Source organism: Rathayibacter sp. VKM Ac-2759 (genome assembly GCF_009834225.1).
Classification (GTDB): domain Bacteria; phylum Actinomycetota; class Actinomycetes; order Actinomycetales; family Microbacteriaceae; genus Rathayibacter.
In genome coordinates this window covers 77,814-98,720 of record NZ_CP047176.1, presented here as the reverse complement: position 1 = coordinate 98,720, position 20,907 = coordinate 77,814, and the positions used below count along the sequence as shown (strand labels likewise).

Here is a 20,907-nt window from a genome sequence, read left to right as displayed (position 1 = left end):
CGCGATGTCGACCCTCCGAAGCCGCGAATCCGCGGCCATCGTCGCCGTGCAGCGTGCGCCGCTGACGCGCCCCCTCCTCCCCGTCGCCCGCGGGCTCAGCCTCATCGGCGAGCACGCCGCGGGCTGGCTGATCATCGGCGTGATCGCCGCCTTCCTCGATCCGTCGCGGTTCTGGGCCTGGGCCCTCTGCGACGTCGCGATCGTGCTCGCGCACGGGCTGTCGATCGTGCTGAAGCGGATCGTCCGCCGCCCGCGTCCGCTGGGCGAGGGCGTGGAGGTGCGCGGCTCCGCGCCGAGCAAGCTCAGCTTCCCGAGTTCGCACGCCTCGTCGACCACCGCGGCCGCGATCGTGTTCGCCGTGATGGTGCCGGCCGTCTGGCCGCTCGCCGTGCTGGTCGTCGTCGCGATGCTGCTGTCGCGGATGGCGCTCGGCATGCACTTCCCGACCGACCTGCTCGCCGGCGCTGTGCTCGGCACGCTGTCGGCGCTGGCCGTGCTGCCGTTCCTCCCGCTGCTGTCGTTCTAGGCGGAGCCGGCGCTCCGAGACTCCCGGCACTCGAGGCGCCCGGCGTTCCGAGTCGGCCCCCTGCGGCTCCGGACCCTCGCAGGCGGCTCTCGGCAGACTGGATCGCATGAGCACCCTCGTCGTCACCGCCCACCCCGACGCGGAGTCGCTCACGCACCACGCCGCCCGTCGCCTCGGTGAGCAGACCGGTGCCACGCTCGCCCACCTCGCTCAGGAGGGCTTCGATCCGCGCTTCACGCTGGAGGACCGGCGCCTCTACCTGGGCGCGGGTGCGCCCGCCGACGACATCGCCGCCGAGCAGCGGCGGATCGACGCGCACGAGCATCTCGTCCTGGTGTTCCCCGTCTACTGGTGGTCGATGCCGGCGCTGCTGAAGGGCTGGATCGACCGGGTGTTCGTCGCCGGCTGGGCGTTCGACATCGACGAGGCGGGCGGAGTCGTCCCGCGGCTGGACCGCCTCACGGTCCACCTGCTCCCGGTCTCGGGCACCTCCGAGCGGTCGTTCGCGCGGCACGGGTACACGGAGTCGTTCCGCACCCAGATCGAGCGCGGGGTGATCGGCTACTGCGGTGCCCGGCACGGCGTGACGGCCTTCGTGCACGACTCCGAGTCGGAGGATCGCGCCGCGACCGCGCGCTCCGTCGACTCGGCGGTCGCGACCCTCACCGCCGCCCTGGCCTGAGCCGGCGCGTGCGATCCGCGCACCGTCCGCAGGCGAGGGTGCGCACACCGCACGAGCACCTCAGAGCAGGCGCCGCGCCGACGCCCAGGCCGTCAGCTCGTACCGCGACGACAGCTGCAGCTTCCTCAGCACCGCCGACACGTGCGACTCCACCGTCTTGACCGAGATGTACAGCTCGGCCGCCGCCTCCTTGTACGCGTAGCCGCGCGCGATCAGCCGCATCACCTCGCGCTCGCGCGCCGACAGCCGGTCGAGCTCGTCCACCGACTCCGCCTGCTCGCCGGCGAGGGCGCCGAACGCGTCGAGCACGAAGCCGGCCAGCCGCGGGGAGAACACCGCGTCGCCTCCCGCGACCGCGAGAACTGCCCGGCTCACCTCGGCCCCCGAGCTCGCCTTCGTGATGTAGCCGCGCGCCCCCGCGCGGATCACGCCCACGACGTCCTCCGCCGCGTCCGAGACGCTGAGCGCGAGGAACCGCACCGACTCGAGGAGCCCGGCGCTCCTGCGCAGGACCTCGGCGCCGCCTCCGCCCGCGCCGCCCGGCAGGTGCACATCGAGCAGCACCACGTCGGGGCGCGCGGCCGCCACGAGTGCCACCGCCGCGTCGACGTCGGCCGCCTCGCCCAGCACCTCGAGCTCGGGCGCCAGATCGGCGCGCAGACCGGAGCGGAAGATCGAGTGGTCGTCGACCAGCACCACGCGCGTCATCGCCCGGCCTCCGCCGGCAGCCGCAGGTGCACCTCGGTGCCCGTGCCGCCCGCTCCGGGGCGCACGGTCGCGCTCCCGCCGGCGCGCGCCATCCGCCCGATGATCGACTCGCGGATGCCCAGGCGGTCGCCGGGCAGCGCGCCGAGGTCGACTCCGGGTCCGCGGTCGCGGACGAAGACGTCGACCCCCGAGGCGGTGCACTCGAGGTACACCGACACCTCGCCGCCCGCGTGGCGCGCGGCGTTGAGCATCGCCTCCCGGGTCGCCGCGAGCACCGACGCGGCGCCCGGCACGGAGGCCCCGACCGCGACGACCTCGAGCTGCACCGGGTAGTCGAGCTCGATGGCCGCGGCGATGGCGCGGATCTCGGCGGCGAGATCGTTGGCGACCGGCACGTCGCGCTCGAACAGCCAGTCGCGCAGCTCCCGCTCCTGCGCCCGGGCGATGCGGGCCACCTCGGTCGAGGCGCCCGCGCGGTTCTGGATCAGCGCGAGCGTCTGCAGCACCGAGTCGTGCAGGTGGGCGGCGATCTCGGCGCGCTGCTCCTCGCGCACGCGCGCCGCGCGCTCGCCCATCAGCTCGGTCCAGAGGGTCACGATGCGCGGCGCGGCGAGCACTCCGGCGGCCACCAGCAGCACGCCGACGGCGAGCACGGCGTTGACGGCGCTCGGCCGCGCGGCGAGCACAGCGGCTCCGGCGACGACGAGCACCGCACAGGAGGCGAGTCGCACGGCGGAGGAGGCGCGTGCCGATCGCGACGGGTCGGCCCGGTCGGGCCCGAGGCTCCAGCCCACGGCGCCGCCGGCCAGAGCGGCGACCGCGGCGAGCGCCCGGGTCACCTCGGCGTCGTCGCCCGCGCCGAGCGCTGCGACGACGGCGATCGCCGCGACCCCTGCGCCGACGGCGAGGAGCGCTGCGACGGGGACCCTCCGGCGCACTCCCGCGTCCGGGGAGTCGGCGAGCGGCACGAGCGCCCACAGCCACAGGTAGAAGAGCGCGCCGCCCCCGCCGAGCAGGGTCGCGAGCACGAACAGGAACCGCACCGACCGCGTGCTCCTGCCGAGGTGCTCGGCCAGCCCCGCGCTCACGCCCCCGAGCGCCGCGCGGCGCGGTCGGCGCAGCGGCGGACGGACCGCGGCGCTCGGGACGAGGGGGATGCTCACCCCTGCATCCAAACAGACGCACGCGGCGGGCGGGGGTCGCGTCAGGGTCCGGTCAGGGGTTCCCCCGATGGCCCGGCGTCCGCGGCCCGCGGGACACTCGAGCCATGACAGCAGCGAGCACGACCCCGCCGACCGGCGGACGGGACGATCCGGGCGAGGCGGGCCCCGGCACGGCGACCACCGACCCCTCGTCGGCCGGCCCCTCGGCCCCCGGCCCCTCGGCCCCCGGCCCCTCGGCCCCCGGCCCCTCCGCCCCCGGCCCCTCCGCCGAGAGCGCGCCCCCGCCGAAGGAGAACCGCTTCTTCCTCTGGTTGCGCGCTCTCGACCTCCCGCGCCGGCCCGGCTGGATCGGCGGCGTCTGCTCCGGCATCGCCGAGCGCCTCGGCATCGACCCGCTGATCGTCCGCGGTGTCTTCGTCGTCGTCGCCGTCCTGGGCGGGCCCGCGTTCCTCTTCTACGCAGCGGCCTGGCTGCTCCTGCCCGACGAGGACGACTCGCTGCCGGTCGAGCGCCTCGTCCGCGGCGACGTCGACCGCGTGCACGCCGGCATCGGCGTGCTGGTGCTGGCGTCGATGCTCCCGGTCGCTCAGGGCTTCTGGTCGCTCGGCGGTGCGTACACCGGAGCGACGGCGTGGGGCGCCTCCGCGGGCCGCGCGCTCTGGACCGCGGTCGTCGTCGCGGCGGTCATCGGCCTCGTCCTCTGGATCGTGCGCCGCTCCGGCCGCTCCACGGCGCCGACCGAGCCTCCGGAGGTGGTCCCCGCGACGACCGACAGACGCCCCGAGAGCGTCCCGTACCCCGAGCGCCCGACGGACGCTCGCCCCCAGGCACCCGAGGAGCTCGCGGCCTGGCGCGAGCGCCAGGAGCAGTGGAAGGCCGAGCGCGAGGCGTTCCGGGCACAGGAGGCGGCGACCGCCCGCGAGACCGCGCGGCAGCGGGCCGAGGAGGCGCGCCTCCGGGCCGCCGCGGTCACCGCCGCGCGCCTCGAGCGCCAGCGGCTGCGCCGGGCGGAGAACCCGCGTCTGCGCTTCAGCGCCACACTGCTCGCGCTCGGGGCGGCGGCGCTCGTCGGATCGCTCGTGTCGCTGACGGCGACCGGGTCGACCGCGACAGTGGCGGGGTTCGCCTCCGCCACGCTGGTGCTGGCGCTCGCGATCGTGCTGGCCGGGCTCCTCCGCCGGCGCGCCGTGCTGCTGGTGGCGGTGTCGCTGGTCACGGTGCTGACCGCGGCGACCGCGGCGCTGCTGCCTCCCGACCGCGCGGTGCTGGGCACGGTCGGCTCTTTCAGCCTCTCGAACGCGGCCCCCGGCGACTACGCGGTCCTGGCCGGCGACCTGCAGGTCTCGGTCTCGCCCGACTTCGACGTCGCCGGCGGGGTCCTCGACGTCTGGCAGGGCGCGGGATCGATCCAGGTCGCGGCGATGGAGGGGACGGCGGTCCGCGTCGAGTCGTCGTCGGCCGACCCGAGCATCTGGATCACCCGGGTCTCGGGCGAGGAGTACCTGTCGGAGGAACCGCAGGACCTGCGCTTCGACGACGGACGCTGGCGCTGGACGCAGACCTTCGGCGATCCCGACGCCGTCCCGTTCGTCGTGCGGATCGAGCAGGGCGGCGGATCGATCAGCGTCTTCGACGAGACGGGCGCGAGTCCGGCGGACGAGGGAGATCCGGGCACGGGCACCACCACCGACACGACCACCACCGAGCCGACAGGGGCCGCACGATGACCGCCGAGACCACCACCCCCCGCCGCCCCCGCATCCGCGCCGGCGCGATCGTCTGGGGACTCGTCGTCGCCGCCCTCTCCTTCCTCCTGCTGCTCGTCGCCTCCGACCCCTCGCTCCGCGCCGACGTCGTCGAGAGGGCCGTCGCCCTCGGCCAGGGCGGCGCGACCGCACTGACGATCGCCGTCCTCGGCGGCATCGCGCTGCTCGTCGGCCTCGTGCGGGTCCTCGACCGCCGGTAGTCGCCGCGCGACATCAGCCGGGACGACCGCGACGCCCCCCGTCTCGGCCGATGTCGCGCACGGCACAACCCCCTGCCCGGCCGGGGCGGGGGCGCGCAGACTCGTCGGAGTCCCCTGAGCACGCCGTCCCTCACGCGCGCCCGGGGCCCGACCCCGGAGACGAGCCCATGCCCCGCATTCCCCGTCCGCACGTCCCGCAGCACTGATGGAGCTCGGCATCGCGGCGATCATCGCCGTCTCGGTCCTCGTCGCCGTCGCCGTCTTCGCCAAGCGCCTCGGGGTCGCGGCGCCCATCGTCCTCGTCCTCGCGGGCGTCGGGCTCTCGTTCCTCCCGGGAGTGCCCGAGGTGGTCGTCCCGCACGAGTGGGTGCTCGACGGCGTGCTGCCCCCGCTGCTCTACGCGGCGGCGATCAGCGTCCCGTTCATCGACTTCCGCCGCAATCTCGCCACCATCACCGGGCTCTCGGTGATCCTCGTCGTGATCTCGGCGGCCGGAGTCGGCGTCCTCCTCTTCGCCCTCCTCCCCGAGCTCGGCCTCCCCCTCGCGATCGCCGTCGGCGCGATCATCAGCCCCCCGGATGCGGTGGCCGCCACCTCGGTCGGCCGTCGGCTCGGCCTCCCGCCGCGCCTGCTCACGCTGCTCGAGGGCGAGGGGCTGATCAACGACGCGACGGCGCTGGTCCTCCTCCGCTCGGCCCTCGCCGCGGCCGCCGGCACGCTGGCCACTCCGTGGGCGGCCGTCGGCGACTTCCTCTACGCCGTGGTGATGGCGGTCGTCGTCGGCCTCGTGGCGAGCATCGTGACCGTCTTCGTGCGCTCGCGGCTCGAGGATCCGGTGCTCAACACCGTCATCTCGTTCATCGTGCCGTTCGTCGCGTTCATCCCGGCCGAGGGCCTCGGCGCCTCGGGGGTGCTCGCGGTCGTCGTCGCGGGCCTGCACACCGGCCACGCCTCCTCCCGCGCCTTCACGGCGCAGTCGAGGGTGAACGACCGCATCAACTGGCGCACGGTGCAGTTCCTCCTCGAGAACGGCGTGTTCCTGCTGATCGGGCTCGAGATCCGCAGCCTCATCCAGGACGCCGACAGCGCCGCGCTCACCGTCCCGGCCGCCGTCGGCATCGGGCTGATCGCCACCCTCGGGCTGATCGTCGTGCGCTTCGCCTGGGTCGGGCCCGTGCTGCTCGGCGAGCACTGGCAGACGCAGCGCGCCGAGCGCCGCGCGCGGCAGCAGAAGGAGCTGCTCGAGTCGACCGGAGGCGTGCGGCTCCCCCGCGAGAAGCGGCGCAAGGCCCGCGAGCGCTTCGAGCTGAGGAAGAACGACTACAAGCACTTCAGCCGCAACGACATCGGCTGGCGCGGCGGGCTCGTGCTCGGCTGGTCGGGGATGCGCGGAGTGGTGACGCTCGCCGCCGCCCAGTCGCTCCCCGAGGACATCCCCTACCGCCCTCAGCTCGTGCTGATCGCGTTCACCGTGGCGGTCGCGACCCTGCTGGTGCAGGGCAGCACTCTGCCGCTGCTGATCAGGGCGACGGGGATCCGCGGGGTCGACGTGCCGGAGGACCAGCGCGCGCTCGCGGGGCTGCTCGACGAGATCACCGAGAAGGGGCTCGCGATCCTCGAGACTCCCGGCGAGGTGGTCGAGGGCGTCGACGAGGTCGACCCCGACGTCCTCGAGCGCGTGCGGCAGACGTCGTTCCTGCGCTCCGAGGCCGCGTGGGAGCGGTCCCGCGGCGCTCGGCGCGACGCCGCCGACACTCCGCACCGCCTCTACCGCGCGCTGCGGCTCGCGGTCGTCACCGCCGAGCGGGAGGCGCTGCTCGACGCGCGCTCGCGTCGCGCGTACCCGCAGCGCATCCTCGCCCAGGCGCAGTCGATGCTCGATCTCGAGGAGACGCGGCTGCGGCTGCGGCGCGGCACCACGACGTGAGGGTCGGGGCGGAGTCGACCCGAACGACTCCGCCCCGATGGCGCCCACTGCAGGCGCCCTGTGCCGTGCTCGCAGGGGGCGTCGACTTCTGTGTCGAGCGTCGGATCAGAGCGCGGCCGGCGGAACGGGCGAGCCGTCCGGGACCTCGAGCACGGCCGAGCGCGGGACCATCAGCGTCGGCATCCGCGGCGACTCGACGTCCTCCGGCAGCAGCTCGCGGGCGTCGGCCAGCACCTGCGCGGCGAGACCGGGGTCGACGGCGCCCGGGTCGGTGAAGGCGGCGATCAGCGCTCGGAGGACAGGGCGCGACGGATCCTCGCTGAGGGGCGGCATGACGGCTCGACTCGTTCGTCGGGGTCCGCGGCGCGAGAGCGCGCAGCGGTGGGAGGAGGTTTCGGGCCTCCTACGGCGTTCCAGGTCCCACGACGCTACCGAGTGCGCGCCCTGTCGGATCAGCGGTTGACAGACGCCACGAGCACCTGCCGTCGATTCGCGCCAACGGCATCACCGAGCGCGCCGACCACCGCCCCGCGGGCGTCAGACGATCGGCTGCCGCGTGAGGATCGCGATCACGAACAGCGCCGCCCAGAGCGCGCCGCAGATCAGCAGCCTCCTGTCGCCGAGCACGATCTCCTCGGGCGCCGACGCGCGTCCCCGCTCGATGTCGAGCGCGTACAGGAACAGCGCCGCGCCGAACGGCACCACCGAGGCCATCGACCACAGCGAGTCGTCGCCGTTGAGGAACACCGCCCAGAGCGCGTAGGAGATCATCGTCAGCGACGCCGCGACCGACCAGATGAAGCGCAGGTAGCCCGCCGTGTAGACCTTGAGCGTCGTGCGCGTGTGGCTCTCCTCCTTGCCCTCGCTCTGCAGCTTCTCGGAGTAGCGCTTGCCCGCCACCATGAAGAGTGAGCCCGACGACACCGCGAGCAGGAACCACTGCGTGAGCGGGATGTCGGCCACCGCGGCGCCCGAGATCGCGCGCAGCACGAATCCGCCCGCCACGATCAGGATGTCGATCACCGGCTCGTGCTTGAGCCAGATGCAGTACGAGATCTGCATGATCAGGTAGGCGGCGAGTGTCGCGGCGAACCACGTGAATCCGGCCAGGAACGTGACCAGCGGAGGCACGATCATCAGCACGAACGCGGCCACCCACGCGACGCGCACGGGCAGCGCGCCGGATGCGATCGCGCGGAAGCGCTTCTTGGGGTGCGCCCGGTCCGACTCGATGTCGAGCAGGTCGTTGAGCATGTAGCCGCCGGAGGAGGCGAGGCTGAAGGCGACCGCCGCCACGATCGCGGCGACCAGGACCTCCGGCTCGAGGATCCGGGCGGACGCGATCGGCGCAGCGAGGACCAGGACGTTCTTGAGCCACTGCCGGGGGCGCATGGCGGCGACGAGGGCACGAGCGGTACTCACGGCGTCTTCCTCTACTGGTGTCGGGGGGGCGGACGCTGAGTGCGCGCCGATGGGATTCTCGCGGGGAGCGGTGCTCAATCTACAATCTCCACTGGTCGCGACCTCCTCGGGCGCGGGCACTCGGACGAACGACGATCAGCACCAGGAGAGGGCGCATGCGGACCACCGTGCTCTACATCGCCTTCGCCGCGCTGGCCACCGCCGTGAATCTGGGCACCCAGATGCTCGTCGAGCTCGTGATGACGGGCGAGTGGGCGACCATCGTCGCCGTCCTCGCGGGCACCCTGACGGGGGTGATCGCCAAGTACGTCCTCGACAAGCGCTACATCTTCAAGCACGAGACGATGAACGCGGCGCACGGAGTGAAGACCTTCTTCCTCTACGGCGTGATGAGCGGCGTGACCACCCTGATCTTCTGGGGCTTCGAGTTCGGCTTCGACTACCTCTTCGGCACCGACGCGGCCCGCTACACCGGCGCCGTGATCGGACTCGCCATCGGCTACATCGCCAAGTTCCACCTCGACAAGAACGTGACCTTCCAGGGCCCGCGTGAGGAGCCAGCATGACCGCAGCCGTCTCGTCCTGGGGTCTGCTCTCCCGCGACCAGCACCGCGTCGTCGCGATCACGAGCGCCGAGCAGGCGCAGGACGCGCTCGCGCGCGGTGACGGCGGCATCGCCTACGGCGTCGGCCGCAGCTACGGCGACGTCGCGCTCAACGGCGGCGGCGTGCTCTGGGACTTCAGCGGGTTCGACCGCCTGCTCGCCTTCGACGACGAGACCGGCGTGCTGCGGGCGGAGCCGGGCGTGCTGCTCAAGGACGTGCAGGCGGTGTTCTCGCCCCGCGGCTGGATGCTGCCCGTCACCCCGGGCACCAAGAACGTCACGCTCGCCGGCGCGATCGCGAACGACGTGCACGGCAAGAACCACGCCTCGGCCGGCACGCTCGGGCGCCACGTCGTGTCGTTCACGCTGGTCCGGAGCGACGGCTCGTCGTCGCGCTGCACCCCGACCGAGAACGTCGAGCTGTTCGAGGCGACCATCGGCGGCCTCGGGCTCACCGGCCTGATCGTCGAGGTCGAGCTCAGGCTGAAGCGCGTTCCGGGCCCGTGGCTGGTGACCGAGGACGTCCCGTTCCAGACCCTCGACTCCTACTTCGACCTCGTGCACGAGTCGATGGACTCGTTCGAGCACACCGTGGCCTGGATCGACGTGACCACCGGAGGCGGCCGCCGCGGCGTCTACTCGCGCGGCGACTCGACCGCGGCGCCCGAGCTGCCCTCCTCCCGGGCCGGCTCGCTCCGGGTGCCCTTCCCCTTCCCGCTGTCGGTCGTCAACCGGGCGACGCTGCCGCTGCTGAATCGCGCCTACTACCGGCTGAAGGCCACCGGAGCCGGCCGCTCGGTGCAGCACTACGAGCAGTTCTTCTACCCGCTCGACGCGATCGAGGGCTGGAACACGATGTACGGCCCGCGCGGCTTCTACCAGTACCAGAGCACCGTGCCGTGGGAGGGGGCGCTCGAGGTCACGCGCGAGATGCTCGCGCTGATCGCGGCGTCGGGCACCGGCTCGTTCCTGGGCGTGCTCAAGACGTACGGCGAGCTCGAGTCGCCCGGGATGCTGAGCTTCCCCGCGCCGGGTGTCTGCTTCGCGCTCGACTTCCCGAACACGCCGGCCGCGCTGCCGCTGTTCGAGCGGCTCGACGAGCTGGTCACGGCGGTCGGCGGGCGCCTCTACCCCGCCAAGGACGCGCGCATGTCGCGCGAGATGTTCGAGGCCGGATACCCGCGCCTCGCGGAATTCACCCTCCAGCGCGACCCGGGGATCTCCTCCGGTTTCTCGCGCCGAGTACTCGGGAGCTGACGTGACCACTGGAACCCCTTCGAAGATCGTCGTCGTCGGAGCGACCTCGGCCATCGCCGAGCACACGCTGCGCCTCTGGCTCGGCACGGGCGCGCGCTCGGCGCTGCTCGTCGGCCGCGACCAGGCCCGCCTCGAGAAGCTCGCGACCGACCTGCGCGTGCGCTTCCCCGCCGCGGCGCTGTCGGTGTCGGCGGTCGACCTGACCGACCCCGCCGCGATCTCCTCCGTCGTCGAGTCGTCCCTCGAGGGCGGCGCCCCCGACACGGTGCTGATCGCGCACGGCGCGATGACCACCCAGGAGGAGGCGTCGGCCGACCTCGCCGTCGCCCGCGACGTGCTCGTGGTCACCGGCGTCTCGGTGGCGCTGTGGATGGAGGCGTACGCGAACGCGCTGACCTCCGGCACCATCGGCGTCATCGGCTCGGTCGCCGGCGACCGCGGCCGCAAGACCAACTACGTCTACGGCTCGGCGAAGGGCCTCGTCGAGCGCTTCGCGCAGGGTCTGCAGCACCGCCTCGCCGGCTCGCGCCTGTCGGTCGTGCTCGTCAAGCCGGGCCCGACGGACACGCCGATGACCGCGTCGATGAAGCAGAGCGGCGCCTCGCTCGCCTCCGTCGAGTCGGTCGCGAAGGACGTCGCTGCTGCCCTCGCCTCCGGCCGCGCCGTCGCCTACGCCCCGGTCAAGTGGCGCGTCATCATGACCGTCATCAAGGCGCTGCCGGCCCCGATCTTCAACAAGCTCAACATCTAGGGCGCTGCGCGGCGCCGGTCCCGATCGATCCGTCGAAGATGCACCGTGCGTGGTGGTTCGCACGGTGCATCTGTGACGGATCGATCCGCTCTGCAGGCGTGGACGGCGTCTGGATCGCGGGTGGATCCGTGCGGTAGCCACCGGAGAGTGAAGGGACCTCGCGGACGTGCTGGTCGCCGTCGGAGAAGCAGCCGCCGAGCAGGGCGAGGGGATCGTCCTGCTCTCCGATCCGTCACGAACGGTGCGTCCGCCCGCGAGAAGGCGACCATCGGTGACGGATCGACCCGCCCCACCGAGAACGAGAGCATGACGTCATCCGCTGACGCGGGCGCAGCGCCTACGCCGGCGCCGCGATCGTCGAGTCCTCGTAGTCCTCGGTGAGGCCGTGGGGGGTCTTCTCCCACTTGTGCGGGCTGAAGACGATCTGCCAGGCCGCGCGCCAGGCCGAGATCGAGTGCAGCACCCAGTAGACGGGGTTCAGCAGGGCGAAGGCCGCGACCCGCCAGTTGTAGCGCTTCCACGCCGCGATCCCCGACACCACGATCATCAGCGCGTTCGAGAACAGCATGTTCGTGGTGCCCGCGACGATCAGCCATTCGGGGATGTCGAGCCCGAGGAACTGCACGCCGATGTAGGTGATGATCGTGAAGCCCAGCACCAGCGGGTACAGGAGGAACGCCACCGGCGTCCCCATGATCAGCGCGACGAGGCTCAGGGTCCCGAGGATCCCGTTGACCTTGAACCAGCGGACGGGGTGCCGCGTGTTCACGCCCGCGGTCATCATGTAGCCCTTGATCCAGCGCGTGCGCTGCTTGATCCACGCGGGGACCTCGGCGCACGCCTCCTCCCACGTGTTCGAGTCGACGACGCCGACGCGGTAGCCGTGCGCGGCCACGCGCAGGCCGAGGTCGGCGTCCTCGGTGACGTTGTACGGGTCCCAGGCGCCGAGCTCGCGCAGCACGCGCGTCTCGAAGTGGTTGGAGGTGCCGCCGAGCGGGATGGGCAGGTGCGACTGGTCGAGGCCGGGCAGCATCGCGCCGAACCAGTGCGCGTACTCGACCGCGAACATCCGGGTGAGGACGTTGTAGTCGGCGTTGAAGTAGCTCAGCGCGCCCTGCAGGCACACGAGCTGCTTCTGCTCGGGGTCGACGTGCAGACGCTCGAACTCGTCCTCGCGGAACAGGCGGACGCACTTGCGCAGCTGGTCGGGGTCGGGTCGGTCCTCGGCGTCGTAGATGACGACGAACTCGCCGCGGGCGAAGCTCAGGCCGTAGTTGCAGGCGCGCGGCTTGGTCTGCGGGCCTCCGGGCGGCACGATCACCATGCGCACGTACTCGGGCGGGCTCATGCGCCGCACCGCGCCGATCGTCTCGTCGTCGTCGGCCTCGAGCAGCACGAGCACCTCGAGCTTGGCCTTGGGGTAGTCGAGCGCGCCGATGTTGACCAGCAGCTTGCTGATGATGTTGGCCTCTTTGTAGGCCGGGATGAGGATCGTGTAGATCGGCAGCTCGTCGTCGGTCATGCGCGGGGGCGACACCGCGAGGCCGCGACGGCCGCGCTCGAGCGCGACCTCCTCCTCCCACGCCGTGACCGAGCTCTTGTTGAGCGGGGCGCGCAGGCCGGCCAGGGCCTTGAAGGCGATGTTCATCAGGAACAGGAGGTTCGCCGCGGCGAGCACGATCACGAAGGTGGCGCTCGGCGCGATCACGACCCCCGCGACCACGACGGCCGCGAGCACGAGCGGAGTGACGACCTGCCAGCGCCGCAGCCCCGACTTGGCCGACTCGTCGCCGCTCTCGACGGCGAGCGCGTCGGCGGCGCCGAACAGCAGCGCGGCGCGGCAGGCGTTCTCGACCGCCATGAAGATGTCCCAGTCGGTGGTCGTCCGCACCGCGATGCGCGGGACGCCCATCAGCTCGCGCGCCCGCGACAGCACCGCCTCGGTCGGCGGCACGGAGGTGGCGATCACGCCGGTGCCGTCGTCGAGGACGCGCCACGGCACCCAGCCCTCGTCGACGAGGGTGACCGGGCCGATGCGCGCGAGCGTCTGCGCCTCCGGGGGCTCCTCGACGAGGTCGACCATCGGCGCGTCCCACTGCTCGGCGAGCGCCGCGTACATCTCGCGGCGGGTGACCGCTCCGTCGATGATGAGGTGCCGGCCGAGCAGGCCGCCCTCGCGGGCCTGGCGCCGCAGCGCCTCGTCGAGCTGCTCCTGGCTGATGAGTCCGCGGTCGAGGAGGATCTCGCCCACGCGGGCCGTCGTCGTCGCCATGCTCAGCCTCCGAGCCGCTCGTAGATCACGTAGATGCCCTGCTGGAACACCGGGCGGTAGCGGGTGTCGAACGAGGAGTCGCGGGTGATCGCGTCGTAGACGAGATCGGCGACGCCGGTCTCGCTCAGCTCGGGGGCGTCGGCGGTGGTCACGAACACCCACTTCGCGTGCGTGTAGGGGGCCGCGAGGGCCTCGTCGAAGAGCTCGCCGGCCGAGCGGTTGTAGTACTCGGCCAGCGGGATGCCGATCTCGGGCAGCAGCGCGTTGCCGGCGGCGCTCTCGTCGATGAGGACGCCCCCGCCGTCGTAGTGCTCGCCGAGGTAGCGCGCGGCGGCGGTCGCCCCCGACGCCTCCTTCAGGCCGACGTAGCCGGTGGCCTCGGCGATGACGGCGTTGCGGTCGAGGTCCTGCGCCCACCAGACGGTCTGCGCGCCGAGCAGCGCGAGCACGAGGCCGAGCGCCCCGACTCCGACCCTCGGCACCCTGCGCAGCGCGTCGACGAAGACGGCCGCCATCACCGCGAGGAACGGCAGCACCGACAGCGCGTAGCGGTTGTTCCACCAGTTCGTCGGCAGGGTCTGGTCGTTGTTCATGTGCGTCTGGCCGAGGTAGAGGCTCAGGAGCGAGAACGCGTACGAGACGATCATCAGCCAGATCACGAGGGCGTCGTCCGAGATCCCGCGGCGCCAGGCGAGCACGAGCGCGCCCGCGATGCCGAGGGCCACCGTCAGCAGCCCCGAGGTCTCGAGCACCGCCCAGTTGTACGACCACAGCGACAGCCCCGCGTTGCCCTGGTAGGCCAGCAGTCCCGCGTCGGCGACCGCCTTCTGCAGGTTGGCGGCCGAGTACTGCCCGTTCATGAACTCGAGCGGGTTGGAGTAGACGGTGAAGTTGTAGACCAGCCACCAGACGATCGCGATCAGCGGCAGGATGCCGAACGCGCAGGCCATCTTCATGGCGTAGAAGAGCGACTTCTTGCGGCGCCAGGCGACGATCAGCACGACGAGGGTGCCGCCGATCACGAGCACCCAGCCCTCGTAGCGCGAGAGGGTCGCGGCCGCGGCCGGCAGCCCGCAGAAGACCATCATCTCGCCGGCCATCAGGGTGCGGCGGCTGGTGACCCAGTGCGCGAGCCCCGCGAAGCAGCCGACCATCGTGACGATGAGCACCGGCTCCGTCATCGCGGTCGAGAACGCGTAGAGCACCCCGGGGTTCGCGAGCACCAGCAGCACGGCGGTGATGCGGCCGGCCCGGAGGTGCCCCACGCGCGCCGAGATCCGGTAGACACCGCACGCGGTCCCCGCGAGGCAGATCATGCCCAGCAGTCCCGCCGCCCAGCCGGTGTGCCAGAGCCAGAGCGACTGCACGAACGGGATGAGGATGAGGCTCGGGACGGGGAGCCACACCGTGCCCAGCTGCGTGAAGCCGGGCGCCTTCGAGTCGAAGATGCGCCGCGAGATCGCGAGGTGGCTCTGCGTGTCGGCGTACGCGAGGTTGATGCCGGAGGAGGTGGTCACCAGGCACGCGGCGAAGCCGACCAGCAGCGAGACGACCAGGACGACGACCGTGCCCGGCACCTGCCGCCCGGTGACCGGCTCCCCGAGCCGATCCCAGGCGCGCAGCCACCACGCCCGGGCCGCGGGCGGCGCGGTCGTGGGTGCGGCGATCGTGGCGGTCACGGCGTGCTCAGTCGGAGGAGGCGGGGCGTGCGGGCGGGGCGGGGTCGGCCGCGTGCTGGCCGTGGGGCGCGGAGGCGGGCGTCGCGGCGTCGGGCTCTCCGGCCGCGCGCTCCTGGGCGTCGACGTAGGCGGCGACCTTGCGAGCCCGGCGCCGGCGGGCGAGCCAGCCGAGCAGGATCAGCAGGCCGATGACCACGACCGCGACGACGAACCAGATCGCGTACGACGAGTAGTCGTCCTTGACCTCGTCCTGCGGCGTGATCTCGTTGCTGTCGATCTGCACGGGCTCCGAGGCCTCCGCGCCGGTCACCGCGAGGTTGCCCGAGAGGGAGGTCCAGCCCTCCTCGGCCGCGTAGGCGCCGATCGAGGCCTGCAGTGCGGAGGAGGAGGTCGCGTCGCCGTCGGGGCTCCAGCCGCCGAGCAGCACGATGTCGCGACCCTCGGTGGTGAAGGCCTCGAGGGCCGCGTAGGGCGCCTCGGTGCCGACTCCGTAGCTCAGGCGCGACGAGTCGATGGCGGTGAACTCGGCGAGGCGCAGCGGCGTCCTGAGCGTCTCCGCCTCGTCCGCGCCCGCTCCGACGACGAGGCCCGAGCGGTCGGAGTCGACGAAGTCGTCGAGCCCGACGACCGAGACCGCGAGGGGCGAGGGGTCGACCCGCTGCAGCGCGGCGACCAGATCGCCCGCGCTGCGCAGCGCGTCGGCGCCGGTGGCCGACTCGCCGAACGCCACGGCGAGCTCGCCGCCGAAGGCCTGCGGGAAGCGGCCGAAGCCGGGTGCCGCCGACTCGCCGCGGACGCCGGTGACGGTCGAGGAGGCTCCGTCGACGAAGAACTCGATCGGCACGGAGTCGGCCGAGCCGATGCAGAGCCCGTCGCTGTCGCGCACGGCCGAGAGGCGCACGGAGAGCCCGTTCGAGGAGCCGAGCTGGCCGGTCGGGACCGACAGCTCCATGTCGACGGCGGTGTCGGTGCCGAGGACGCTCGAGCCGATCAGGAAGTCGTTCCAGTAGACGTTGGCGGTCGCCGTGACGCCCTCGGGGATCGCGGAGTGCGTGCCGACCAGCTCGAGGTCGACGCCCGAGACGGGACCGCCGAACGCGGACTGCGTGATGGTCGTGTAGCTGGCCGCGGAGCCCGTGCTGCCGAGGGCGATCCGGTCGGCGCCGAAGTCGGCGAGGGTGTGCTCGAGCGAGCTCGACGGCACCACCTTCTGCGAGAGGCCGGTCGTGGTCGCGCTGGAGGCGAGCCCGCGGTACTCGCTGCCGAGCGCGGCGCCGGCGGCGGCGAGGTCGCCCGAGGCGCCGCTGACGGTCAGGACGGGCGTCCCGCTCTCGTCGCTGATCGACGTGACGACGTCGCCGTCCGCCGCTTCGAAGCGCACGATGCGGCCCGCCGCGCCGTCGAGCTCGGGGCGGCCGGCGGTGTCGCTCTCCTCCGAGACGGTGATCGCGGTCCCGGAGGAGTAGCGCGCGGCCAGCGAGCCGGCGGCCGAGAGCCCCGCGGCGCGCAGCGCGTCGTCGGCGCCGTCGGGCACCTCGATCGAGACGGCCGTGACGGAGTCGCCGAAGAAGTCGCCGACGGTGGTGGGCGCCGCGGCGACGCCGTCGCTGACGATCCCGAGCCCCGAGACGGTGATCGAGCGCCCCTGCACCTCGCAGAGCGCGCCGGCCGAGCCGGTCGCCCCGGTCAGCTGGAACCCGATCGCGAGGACGCCGTCGACCACGTCGCCCGGCTGGAGTGCGAGGTCGAGGCTCGTCGCGGTGGCCGCGTCGACCGTCTGCACGGTGCGGCCCGAGACGACGACCGTGAGCGTGCCGGTCAGCGGCTCCAGCGCCTCCAGCGTGGCGAGCACGCGGGTCGGAGTGACGCCGTCGGCGACGGGGAGGGTCAGGTACTCGAGCGCGGCGCCCGCGGTCACGGTGAGGGTCGCGGCGCTGGCCGAGGCCTGCACGACGGATCCGGTGGCGGGGTCGACGAAGTCGGCGGCGGAGGCGCTCGACGCGGCGCCGAAGACGAGGACGGCGCAGAGCGCCGGGGCGGCGACGGCGGCGAGAGCACGTCGGTGCAGGGCAGGAGAGGACATGAACGACGATCCGATCGGCATACGGGAGCGCGGCCGGCCGGCGCTCGAGGATGGAGTCGAACGGTCCTTCCCGGGCCTCGGCGCGAGCCGTGGAATCGGCTCCGACGCCCCGTTCTCGCGTCAGTCTAGGGAGTGCACCGCGACCGATCCGGTCGTCAGCAATCGATGCTCCGCCCCCGTTCGAGTGTCAGGACGGCCGAAGACGTACCCCTGCACATCCGTGACTCCGAGCTCGCGGAGCAGCGTGATCGTCGCCATGTCCTCCGCCCCCTCGACGATCACGCGCACCCCCGTCGCCACCGCGTACGACTGCAGCGCCCGCACGATCTCGCGCTTGCGGTGCTCGGTCGCGAGATCGGTGATCAGCTCCCGGTCGAGCTTCACGATGTCGAGCGGGAAGGTCGCCACCGAGATGGCCGAGGATCCCTGCGCACCGTAGTCGTCGAGCGCGATCAGCACGCCCCTGTCGCGCAGCCGCTGGGCGTGCCGGCGCAGGGCGTCCGTCGCGGCGTCGAGGGTGCGCTCGTTGAGCTCGATGCAGAGCCGCACGCCGGGGAACCGCGCAGCGATCCCGGCCAGATGGTCGCCGAGGCGCTCGGGCGCCAGCTGCTCCAGATCGACGTTGACGGTCATGCAGTCGACGCCGACGCCGGTGTCGCGGAAGCTCTCGGCCGCGGCCATCGCCGTGTCGACGACCTGCACGGTGAGGTCGTCGAGCAGGCCGAGCTCGCGGGCCTTCTCGATGAGATCCACCGGGTCGACCCGCCCGACGATCGGATCCTCGAGCCGCACGAGCGCCTCGAACGCCCAGATCCGGTTGGTCGCGAGCTCGACGATCGGCTGGAACGCGACGTCGAGGGTGCGGTCGCGGACCGCACGCGACGCCGCCTCCCGCACCGGATCGGCGACGACCGAGGTGACGTCGATGGCGCTCGAGCGCTCGCGGCCGGCCCGGCCCCTCCCCCGCTTGAGCGCGAGCATGCTGCGGTCGGCCTCGATCACGATGCTCGACGGATCCGCCTCCTCGCGCGCCGAGAACGCGACTCCGACGCTGACGACCGGCGCCAGGGTGTCGCCCCCGACCGTCTCGGCGGCGCTGACCGTCTCGACCAGCGACTCCGCGCGCCTCCGGGCGTCGTCGGCCGAGCGCAGGCCGCGGAGGATCAGCACGAACTCGTCGCCGCCGACGCGCGCCGCGAATCCGCCCTCGGCCGTGACCGCGGCGAGGCGCTGCCCCACGAGGCGGAGCATCTTGTCGCCGACGTGGTGACCGCGTCCGTCGTTCAGATCCTTGAAGTCGTCGAGGTCCATGAAGAGCACGGCGATGCCCTCGAACGGCCGGCGGTCGCGGTTGTAGGTCGCGAGCGCCGACTGGAACGCGCGCTGGTTGGGCAGCCCCGTCAGCGGATCGCGGTCGACGTAGCGGCGCAGCGACTCCACGTCGTTGCGCGCACCGAGCGTGTCGGTGCCCATGTGCGCCAGGGCGTCGAGGATCTGCTCGTCCTCGGTGCTGAAGGGGGCCGGGCTGAGCCGCTTCGAGGCGACGACGTAGCGCGTGCGCCCGCCGGGCACGAGCATCACCGAGCCGATCTCGCTGCCCGTGGCCGGTTCGTCGCGCACCTCGATGCGGTCGGCCTCGATCGAGGTGCGCGCGTGGGCGAGGAGCGCGCCCTCGGCCTGCGCCACCCCGCCCCAGGGCAGCTCGAGGGCGGCGTCGAGCACCCCGGCGAGCCGCCTGCGCACCCGGCGCACCTCGATCCGCTTCGCCACGCTGAACACGAGGGCGCTCACGACGAGCAGCAGCAGCGGGCTCTGCTCGATCGCCGGATCGCCGGCCATCGCCGGGACGACGACGCTGTCGAGGAACCAGACGGCGGTCCCGAGCGCCCAGAGCAGCGCCGCGAGCAGGGCGACCCGGCGCGGCAGGAGCGCGCTGACGCCGCGGTCCCAGTCGATCCCCCAGCGCCCGCGCTGGCGGACGACGTCGACGAGCAGGACGATCAGGACGAAGACGACGGTCGACACGAGCAGCGCGAGCGGGGCGCCGATCGGGCCGCGCAGCAGATCGAACACGTGCAGGTAGGCGGCGGCGGCGAGCGCCCCGAGCCCCGTGATGTACGCCGCGATCGGTGCGCTGCGGGTCTGCACGAGCTGGGCGACCAGCGTCGCCGCCGTCCACACTCCGAGCAGTCGCAGCGGATCCGCGCCCGGCTGCACGACGACGAGGAGCGTCACCGTCAGCCCCATCACGGGCATGCCGGACCGACGGCCGAGCGGGATCCGCAGGGCGGCCGTGAGCGCCACCGCCACGCCGAACGCGACCACGAACGCCCAGCTGAGCGGAGGCGTGAGGATCAGCAGGCGCACCGAGTTGGCGATCAGCCCGAGTGCGAAGACCCCGAGCAGCCCGGCGATCACGACGTCGAGGGCCTGGAGCCCGTGGGTGCGCTGCATGGGGGCATGCTAGACGGCGGCGCTCCGCATACCGGTATCGAGGATCTGTGCAGCGGGAACGCCCCTCTCCGAGGGTCTGTGCCGATCAGGCGGGGACTCGATGGTGAGGCATGCCCCTTCTCTCCGCCGCTGCCGCCGAGCTCTCGCGGCGCGGCCTCTTCGCCGCCCCCCTCGGCGCCACCCTCGCCACCACCGATCCCGACTCGCCCGTCCTGCACTCCGAGATCGCCGCGCCCTCCGGGGTCGCGGGTCTCGACGCCTCCGGAGTCGTCCCCCTGGCGCAGCTCCCGGAGGCGGTGCTCACCGGCTCCGGCGAGCGCCCCGTCGCCAAGGGCGAGCTCGTCTACAACGTGCAGGACTACGGCGCGACCGGCGACGGCAGCACCGACGACCTGCCCGCCATCGACGCGGCCATCGACGCCGCTCTCGCGACCTACGGGGGCGTCGTCTACTTCCCCCGCGGCATCTACCGCATCGCCGGCTCGATCGGCCGCGCGAGCGGACTCGCGAGCATCGCGTTCCGCGGGGCCGGGGAGCTGTCGACGCGGATCCGCTCGCTCACGGACGCCCCCGTGGTCACCGGCGCCTTCTCGGCCTGCCGCTTCGACAACCTCATCCTCGACGCGAACGACCTCGGCTCGCCATGCATCTCGGCGCACCTCGACAAGACAGTGCTCGACTCGCTGCAGCTCTACGGCTGGACCGACTACGGCATGCGCCTGAACGACGGCACCTTCGGCGACCTGGGGCTGCTCAACCGCATCCAGCGCTGCAGCATCGACCAGTGCACCGGCACCGGCATCTGGACCGGCTACCGGATGATCGACTCCTGGATCGTCGAGAACAACATCGGCGCCTCCTACGCCGACCTCTCGATCGAGGGCGGGCCGATCCGCATCCTGGGCAACCACCTCGACGGCTCGCCGCAGATCAACATCGAGCTGCGGGGCAATCGCCGCATCACGATCGCGAACAACATCATGGAGGGGGCGCGCCGGCAGTCGCTCGTCTACACGATGCCGCCGTGGCTGACGGAGGATCTGGCGCAGATCCAGATCGTCGGCAACGCGATCAGCAACGGAGGCAAGGCCGCGGCGAACACGTACCCCGCGATCGCGATCACCGGGGTCTCGCCGACGGCGCGCACGGTGGGCTTCAGCATCACCGGGAACATCTTCGCCTGCGAGGACGCGGGAGCGGGCTGGACGCACTGCGTCGAGGCCGTGAACGCGCGCGCCGTCTCGGTGCTGGGCAACCAGTGGGCGACCGGGCACATGAACGCGAAGCCGGTGCGCGCGGTCGGCAGCACGGCGTACGAGGTGATCGGGAACCACGGGGACAACGCGGTGAAGACGACCTGACGCGCGTCCCGGGGGAACCCCGGACCGTCGAGGGGACCAGTAGTCGGGGGCT

17 protein-coding genes are annotated in these 20,907 nt (G+C 72.8%); 9 read left to right on the top strand and 8 right to left on the bottom strand.

Features of this window, described 5'->3' with window-relative positions:
- Positions 1–4 precede the first annotated feature (4 nt).
- Positions 5–526, top strand: a complete 522-nt coding sequence (locus GSU68_RS00475) for a phosphatase PAP2 family protein (RefSeq protein WP_159905179.1) — start codon at positions 5–7, stop codon at positions 524–526.
- A 106-nt stretch (positions 527–632) separates the two neighbouring features.
- The gene (locus GSU68_RS00470) at positions 633–1,208 is read left to right on the top strand and encodes an NAD(P)H-dependent oxidoreductase (RefSeq protein WP_159905178.1); all 576 of its coding nucleotides are present in this window, start codon (positions 633–635) and stop codon (positions 1,206–1,208) included.
- A gap of 60 nt (positions 1,209–1,268) precedes the next feature.
- Here the strand turns inward: GSU68_RS00470 and GSU68_RS00465 are convergent, their stop codons facing one another.
- Both GSU68_RS00465 and GSU68_RS00460 read right to left on the bottom strand, forming a co-directional pair.
- The gene (locus GSU68_RS00465; RefSeq protein WP_159905177.1) at positions 1,269–1,916 is read right to left on the bottom strand and encodes a response regulator transcription factor; all 648 of its coding nucleotides are present in this window, start codon (positions 1,914–1,916) and stop codon (positions 1,269–1,271) included.
- On the bottom strand, positions 1,913–3,079 hold the full coding sequence (locus tag GSU68_RS00460; protein WP_159905176.1) for an ATP-binding protein: 1,167 nt from the start codon (positions 3,077–3,079) through the stop codon (positions 1,913–1,915). The genes GSU68_RS00465 and GSU68_RS00460 overlap by 4 nt, the downstream gene beginning before the upstream one ends.
- 104 nt (positions 3,080–3,183) lie before the next feature.
- Between GSU68_RS00460 and GSU68_RS00455 the strand changes: the two genes are divergently transcribed.
- From GSU68_RS00455 to GSU68_RS00445, 3 genes are all read left to right on the top strand, one after another.
- Positions 3,184–4,806: a PspC domain-containing protein gene (locus GSU68_RS00455; protein WP_159905175.1), complete on the top strand. Its 1,623-nt coding sequence runs from the start codon at positions 3,184–3,186 to the stop codon at positions 4,804–4,806.
- Positions 4,803–5,045, top strand: coding sequence for a hypothetical protein (locus GSU68_RS00450; RefSeq protein WP_159905174.1), 243 nt, complete (start codon positions 4,803–4,805; stop codon positions 5,043–5,045). Before GSU68_RS00455 ends, GSU68_RS00450 begins: the two co-directional genes overlap by 4 nt.
- 205 nt (positions 5,046–5,250) lie before the next feature.
- The gene (locus GSU68_RS00445) at positions 5,251–6,972 is read left to right on the top strand and encodes a sodium:proton antiporter (RefSeq protein ID WP_159905173.1); all 1,722 of its coding nucleotides are present in this window, start codon (positions 5,251–5,253) and stop codon (positions 6,970–6,972) included.
- Between the two features lie 105 nt (positions 6,973–7,077).
- Here the strand turns inward: GSU68_RS00445 and GSU68_RS00440 are convergent, their stop codons facing one another.
- On the bottom strand, positions 7,078–7,305 hold the full coding sequence (locus tag GSU68_RS00440) for a hypothetical protein (protein WP_159905172.1): 228 nt from the start codon (positions 7,303–7,305) through the stop codon (positions 7,078–7,080).
- A gap of 204 nt (positions 7,306–7,509) precedes the next feature.
- On the bottom strand, positions 7,510–8,394 hold the full coding sequence (locus GSU68_RS00435; protein ID WP_159905171.1) for a decaprenyl-phosphate phosphoribosyltransferase: 885 nt from the start codon (positions 8,392–8,394) through the stop codon (positions 7,510–7,512).
- A 155-nt stretch (positions 8,395–8,549) separates the two neighbouring features.
- Here GSU68_RS00435 and GSU68_RS00430 point away from each other — a divergent pair, with 155 nt between their 5' ends.
- From GSU68_RS00430 to GSU68_RS00420, 3 genes are read left to right on the top strand one after another with little or no spacing between them, the layout of a single operon-like run.
- Positions 8,550–8,960, top strand: a complete 411-nt coding sequence (locus GSU68_RS00430) for a GtrA family protein (protein WP_159905170.1) — start codon at positions 8,550–8,552, stop codon at positions 8,958–8,960.
- Complete coding sequence (locus GSU68_RS00425; RefSeq protein ID WP_159905169.1) at positions 8,957–10,255, top strand: FAD-binding oxidoreductase; 1,299 nt, start codon at positions 8,957–8,959, stop codon at positions 10,253–10,255. Before GSU68_RS00430 ends, GSU68_RS00425 begins: the two co-directional genes overlap by 4 nt.
- 1 nt (position 10,256) lies before the next feature.
- Entirely contained in the window at positions 10,257–11,006 is a 750-nt protein-coding gene (locus GSU68_RS00420) for an SDR family NAD(P)-dependent oxidoreductase (RefSeq protein WP_159905168.1), read from the top strand.
- Positions 11,007–11,343: 337 nt separating this feature from the next.
- Here the strand turns inward: GSU68_RS00420 and GSU68_RS00415 are convergent, their stop codons facing one another.
- From GSU68_RS00415 to GSU68_RS00400, 4 genes are all read right to left on the bottom strand, one after another.
- Positions 11,344–13,278 (bottom strand): glycosyltransferase, encoded by a 1,935-nt coding sequence (locus GSU68_RS00415; RefSeq protein WP_159905167.1) that lies wholly within the window; start codon positions 13,276–13,278, stop codon positions 11,344–11,346.
- Positions 13,279–13,280: 2 nt separating this feature from the next.
- Entirely contained in the window at positions 13,281–14,957 is a 1,677-nt protein-coding gene (locus GSU68_RS00410; RefSeq protein WP_159905166.1) for a hypothetical protein, read from the bottom strand.
- A gap of 7 nt (positions 14,958–14,964) precedes the next feature.
- Positions 14,965–17,040, bottom strand: coding sequence for a hypothetical protein (locus tag GSU68_RS00405; RefSeq protein ID WP_159905165.1), 2,076 nt, complete (start codon positions 17,038–17,040; stop codon positions 14,965–14,967).
- Between the two features lie 120 nt (positions 17,041–17,160).
- Entirely contained in the window at positions 17,161–19,494 is a 2,334-nt protein-coding gene (locus tag GSU68_RS00400) for a bifunctional diguanylate cyclase/phosphodiesterase (RefSeq protein WP_159905164.1), read from the bottom strand.
- Positions 19,495–19,604: 110 nt separating this feature from the next.
- Between GSU68_RS00400 and GSU68_RS00395 the strand changes: the two genes are divergently transcribed.
- The gene (locus tag GSU68_RS00395; protein ID WP_159905163.1) at positions 19,605–20,855 is read left to right on the top strand and encodes a glycosyl hydrolase family 28-related protein; all 1,251 of its coding nucleotides are present in this window, start codon (positions 19,605–19,607) and stop codon (positions 20,853–20,855) included.
- Positions 20,856–20,907: the final 52 nt, after the last annotated feature.

What these genes read in the sequence shown, in the direction of transcription:
- GSU68_RS00415 (WP_159905167.1), bottom strand. Translation starts at nt 13,278, where the DNA reads ATGGCGACGACGACGGCCCGCGTGGGCGAGATCCTCCTCGACCGCGGA.
- GSU68_RS00445 (WP_159905173.1), top strand. Translation starts at nt 5,251, where the DNA reads ATGGAGCTCGGCATCGCGGCGATCATCGCCGTCTCGGTCCTCGTCGCC.
- GSU68_RS00465 (WP_159905177.1), bottom strand. Translation starts at nt 1,916, where the DNA reads ATGACGCGCGTGGTGCTGGTCGACGACCACTCGATCTTCCGCTCCGGT.
- GSU68_RS00400 (WP_159905164.1), bottom strand. Translation starts at nt 19,494, where the DNA reads ATGCAGCGCACCCACGGGCTCCAGGCCCTCGACGTCGTGATCGCCGGG.
- GSU68_RS00440 (WP_159905172.1), bottom strand. Translation starts at nt 7,305, where the DNA reads ATGCCGCCCCTCAGCGAGGATCCGTCGCGCCCTGTCCTCCGAGCGCTG.
- GSU68_RS00475 (WP_159905179.1), top strand. Translation starts at nt 5, where the DNA reads ATGTCGACCCTCCGAAGCCGCGAATCCGCGGCCATCGTCGCCGTGCAG.
- GSU68_RS00395 (WP_159905163.1), top strand. Translation starts at nt 19,605, where the DNA reads ATGCCCCTTCTCTCCGCCGCTGCCGCCGAGCTCTCGCGGCGCGGCCTC.
- GSU68_RS00470 (WP_159905178.1), top strand. Translation starts at nt 633, where the DNA reads ATGAGCACCCTCGTCGTCACCGCCCACCCCGACGCGGAGTCGCTCACG.
- GSU68_RS00450 (WP_159905174.1), top strand. Translation starts at nt 4,803, where the DNA reads ATGACCGCCGAGACCACCACCCCCCGCCGCCCCCGCATCCGCGCCGGC.
- GSU68_RS00455 (WP_159905175.1), top strand. Translation starts at nt 3,184, where the DNA reads ATGACAGCAGCGAGCACGACCCCGCCGACCGGCGGACGGGACGATCCG.
- GSU68_RS00405 (WP_159905165.1), bottom strand. Translation starts at nt 17,040, where the DNA reads ATGTCCTCTCCTGCCCTGCACCGACGTGCTCTCGCCGCCGTCGCCGCC.
- GSU68_RS00430 (WP_159905170.1), top strand. Translation starts at nt 8,550, where the DNA reads ATGCGGACCACCGTGCTCTACATCGCCTTCGCCGCGCTGGCCACCGCC.
- GSU68_RS00425 (WP_159905169.1), top strand. Translation starts at nt 8,957, where the DNA reads ATGACCGCAGCCGTCTCGTCCTGGGGTCTGCTCTCCCGCGACCAGCAC.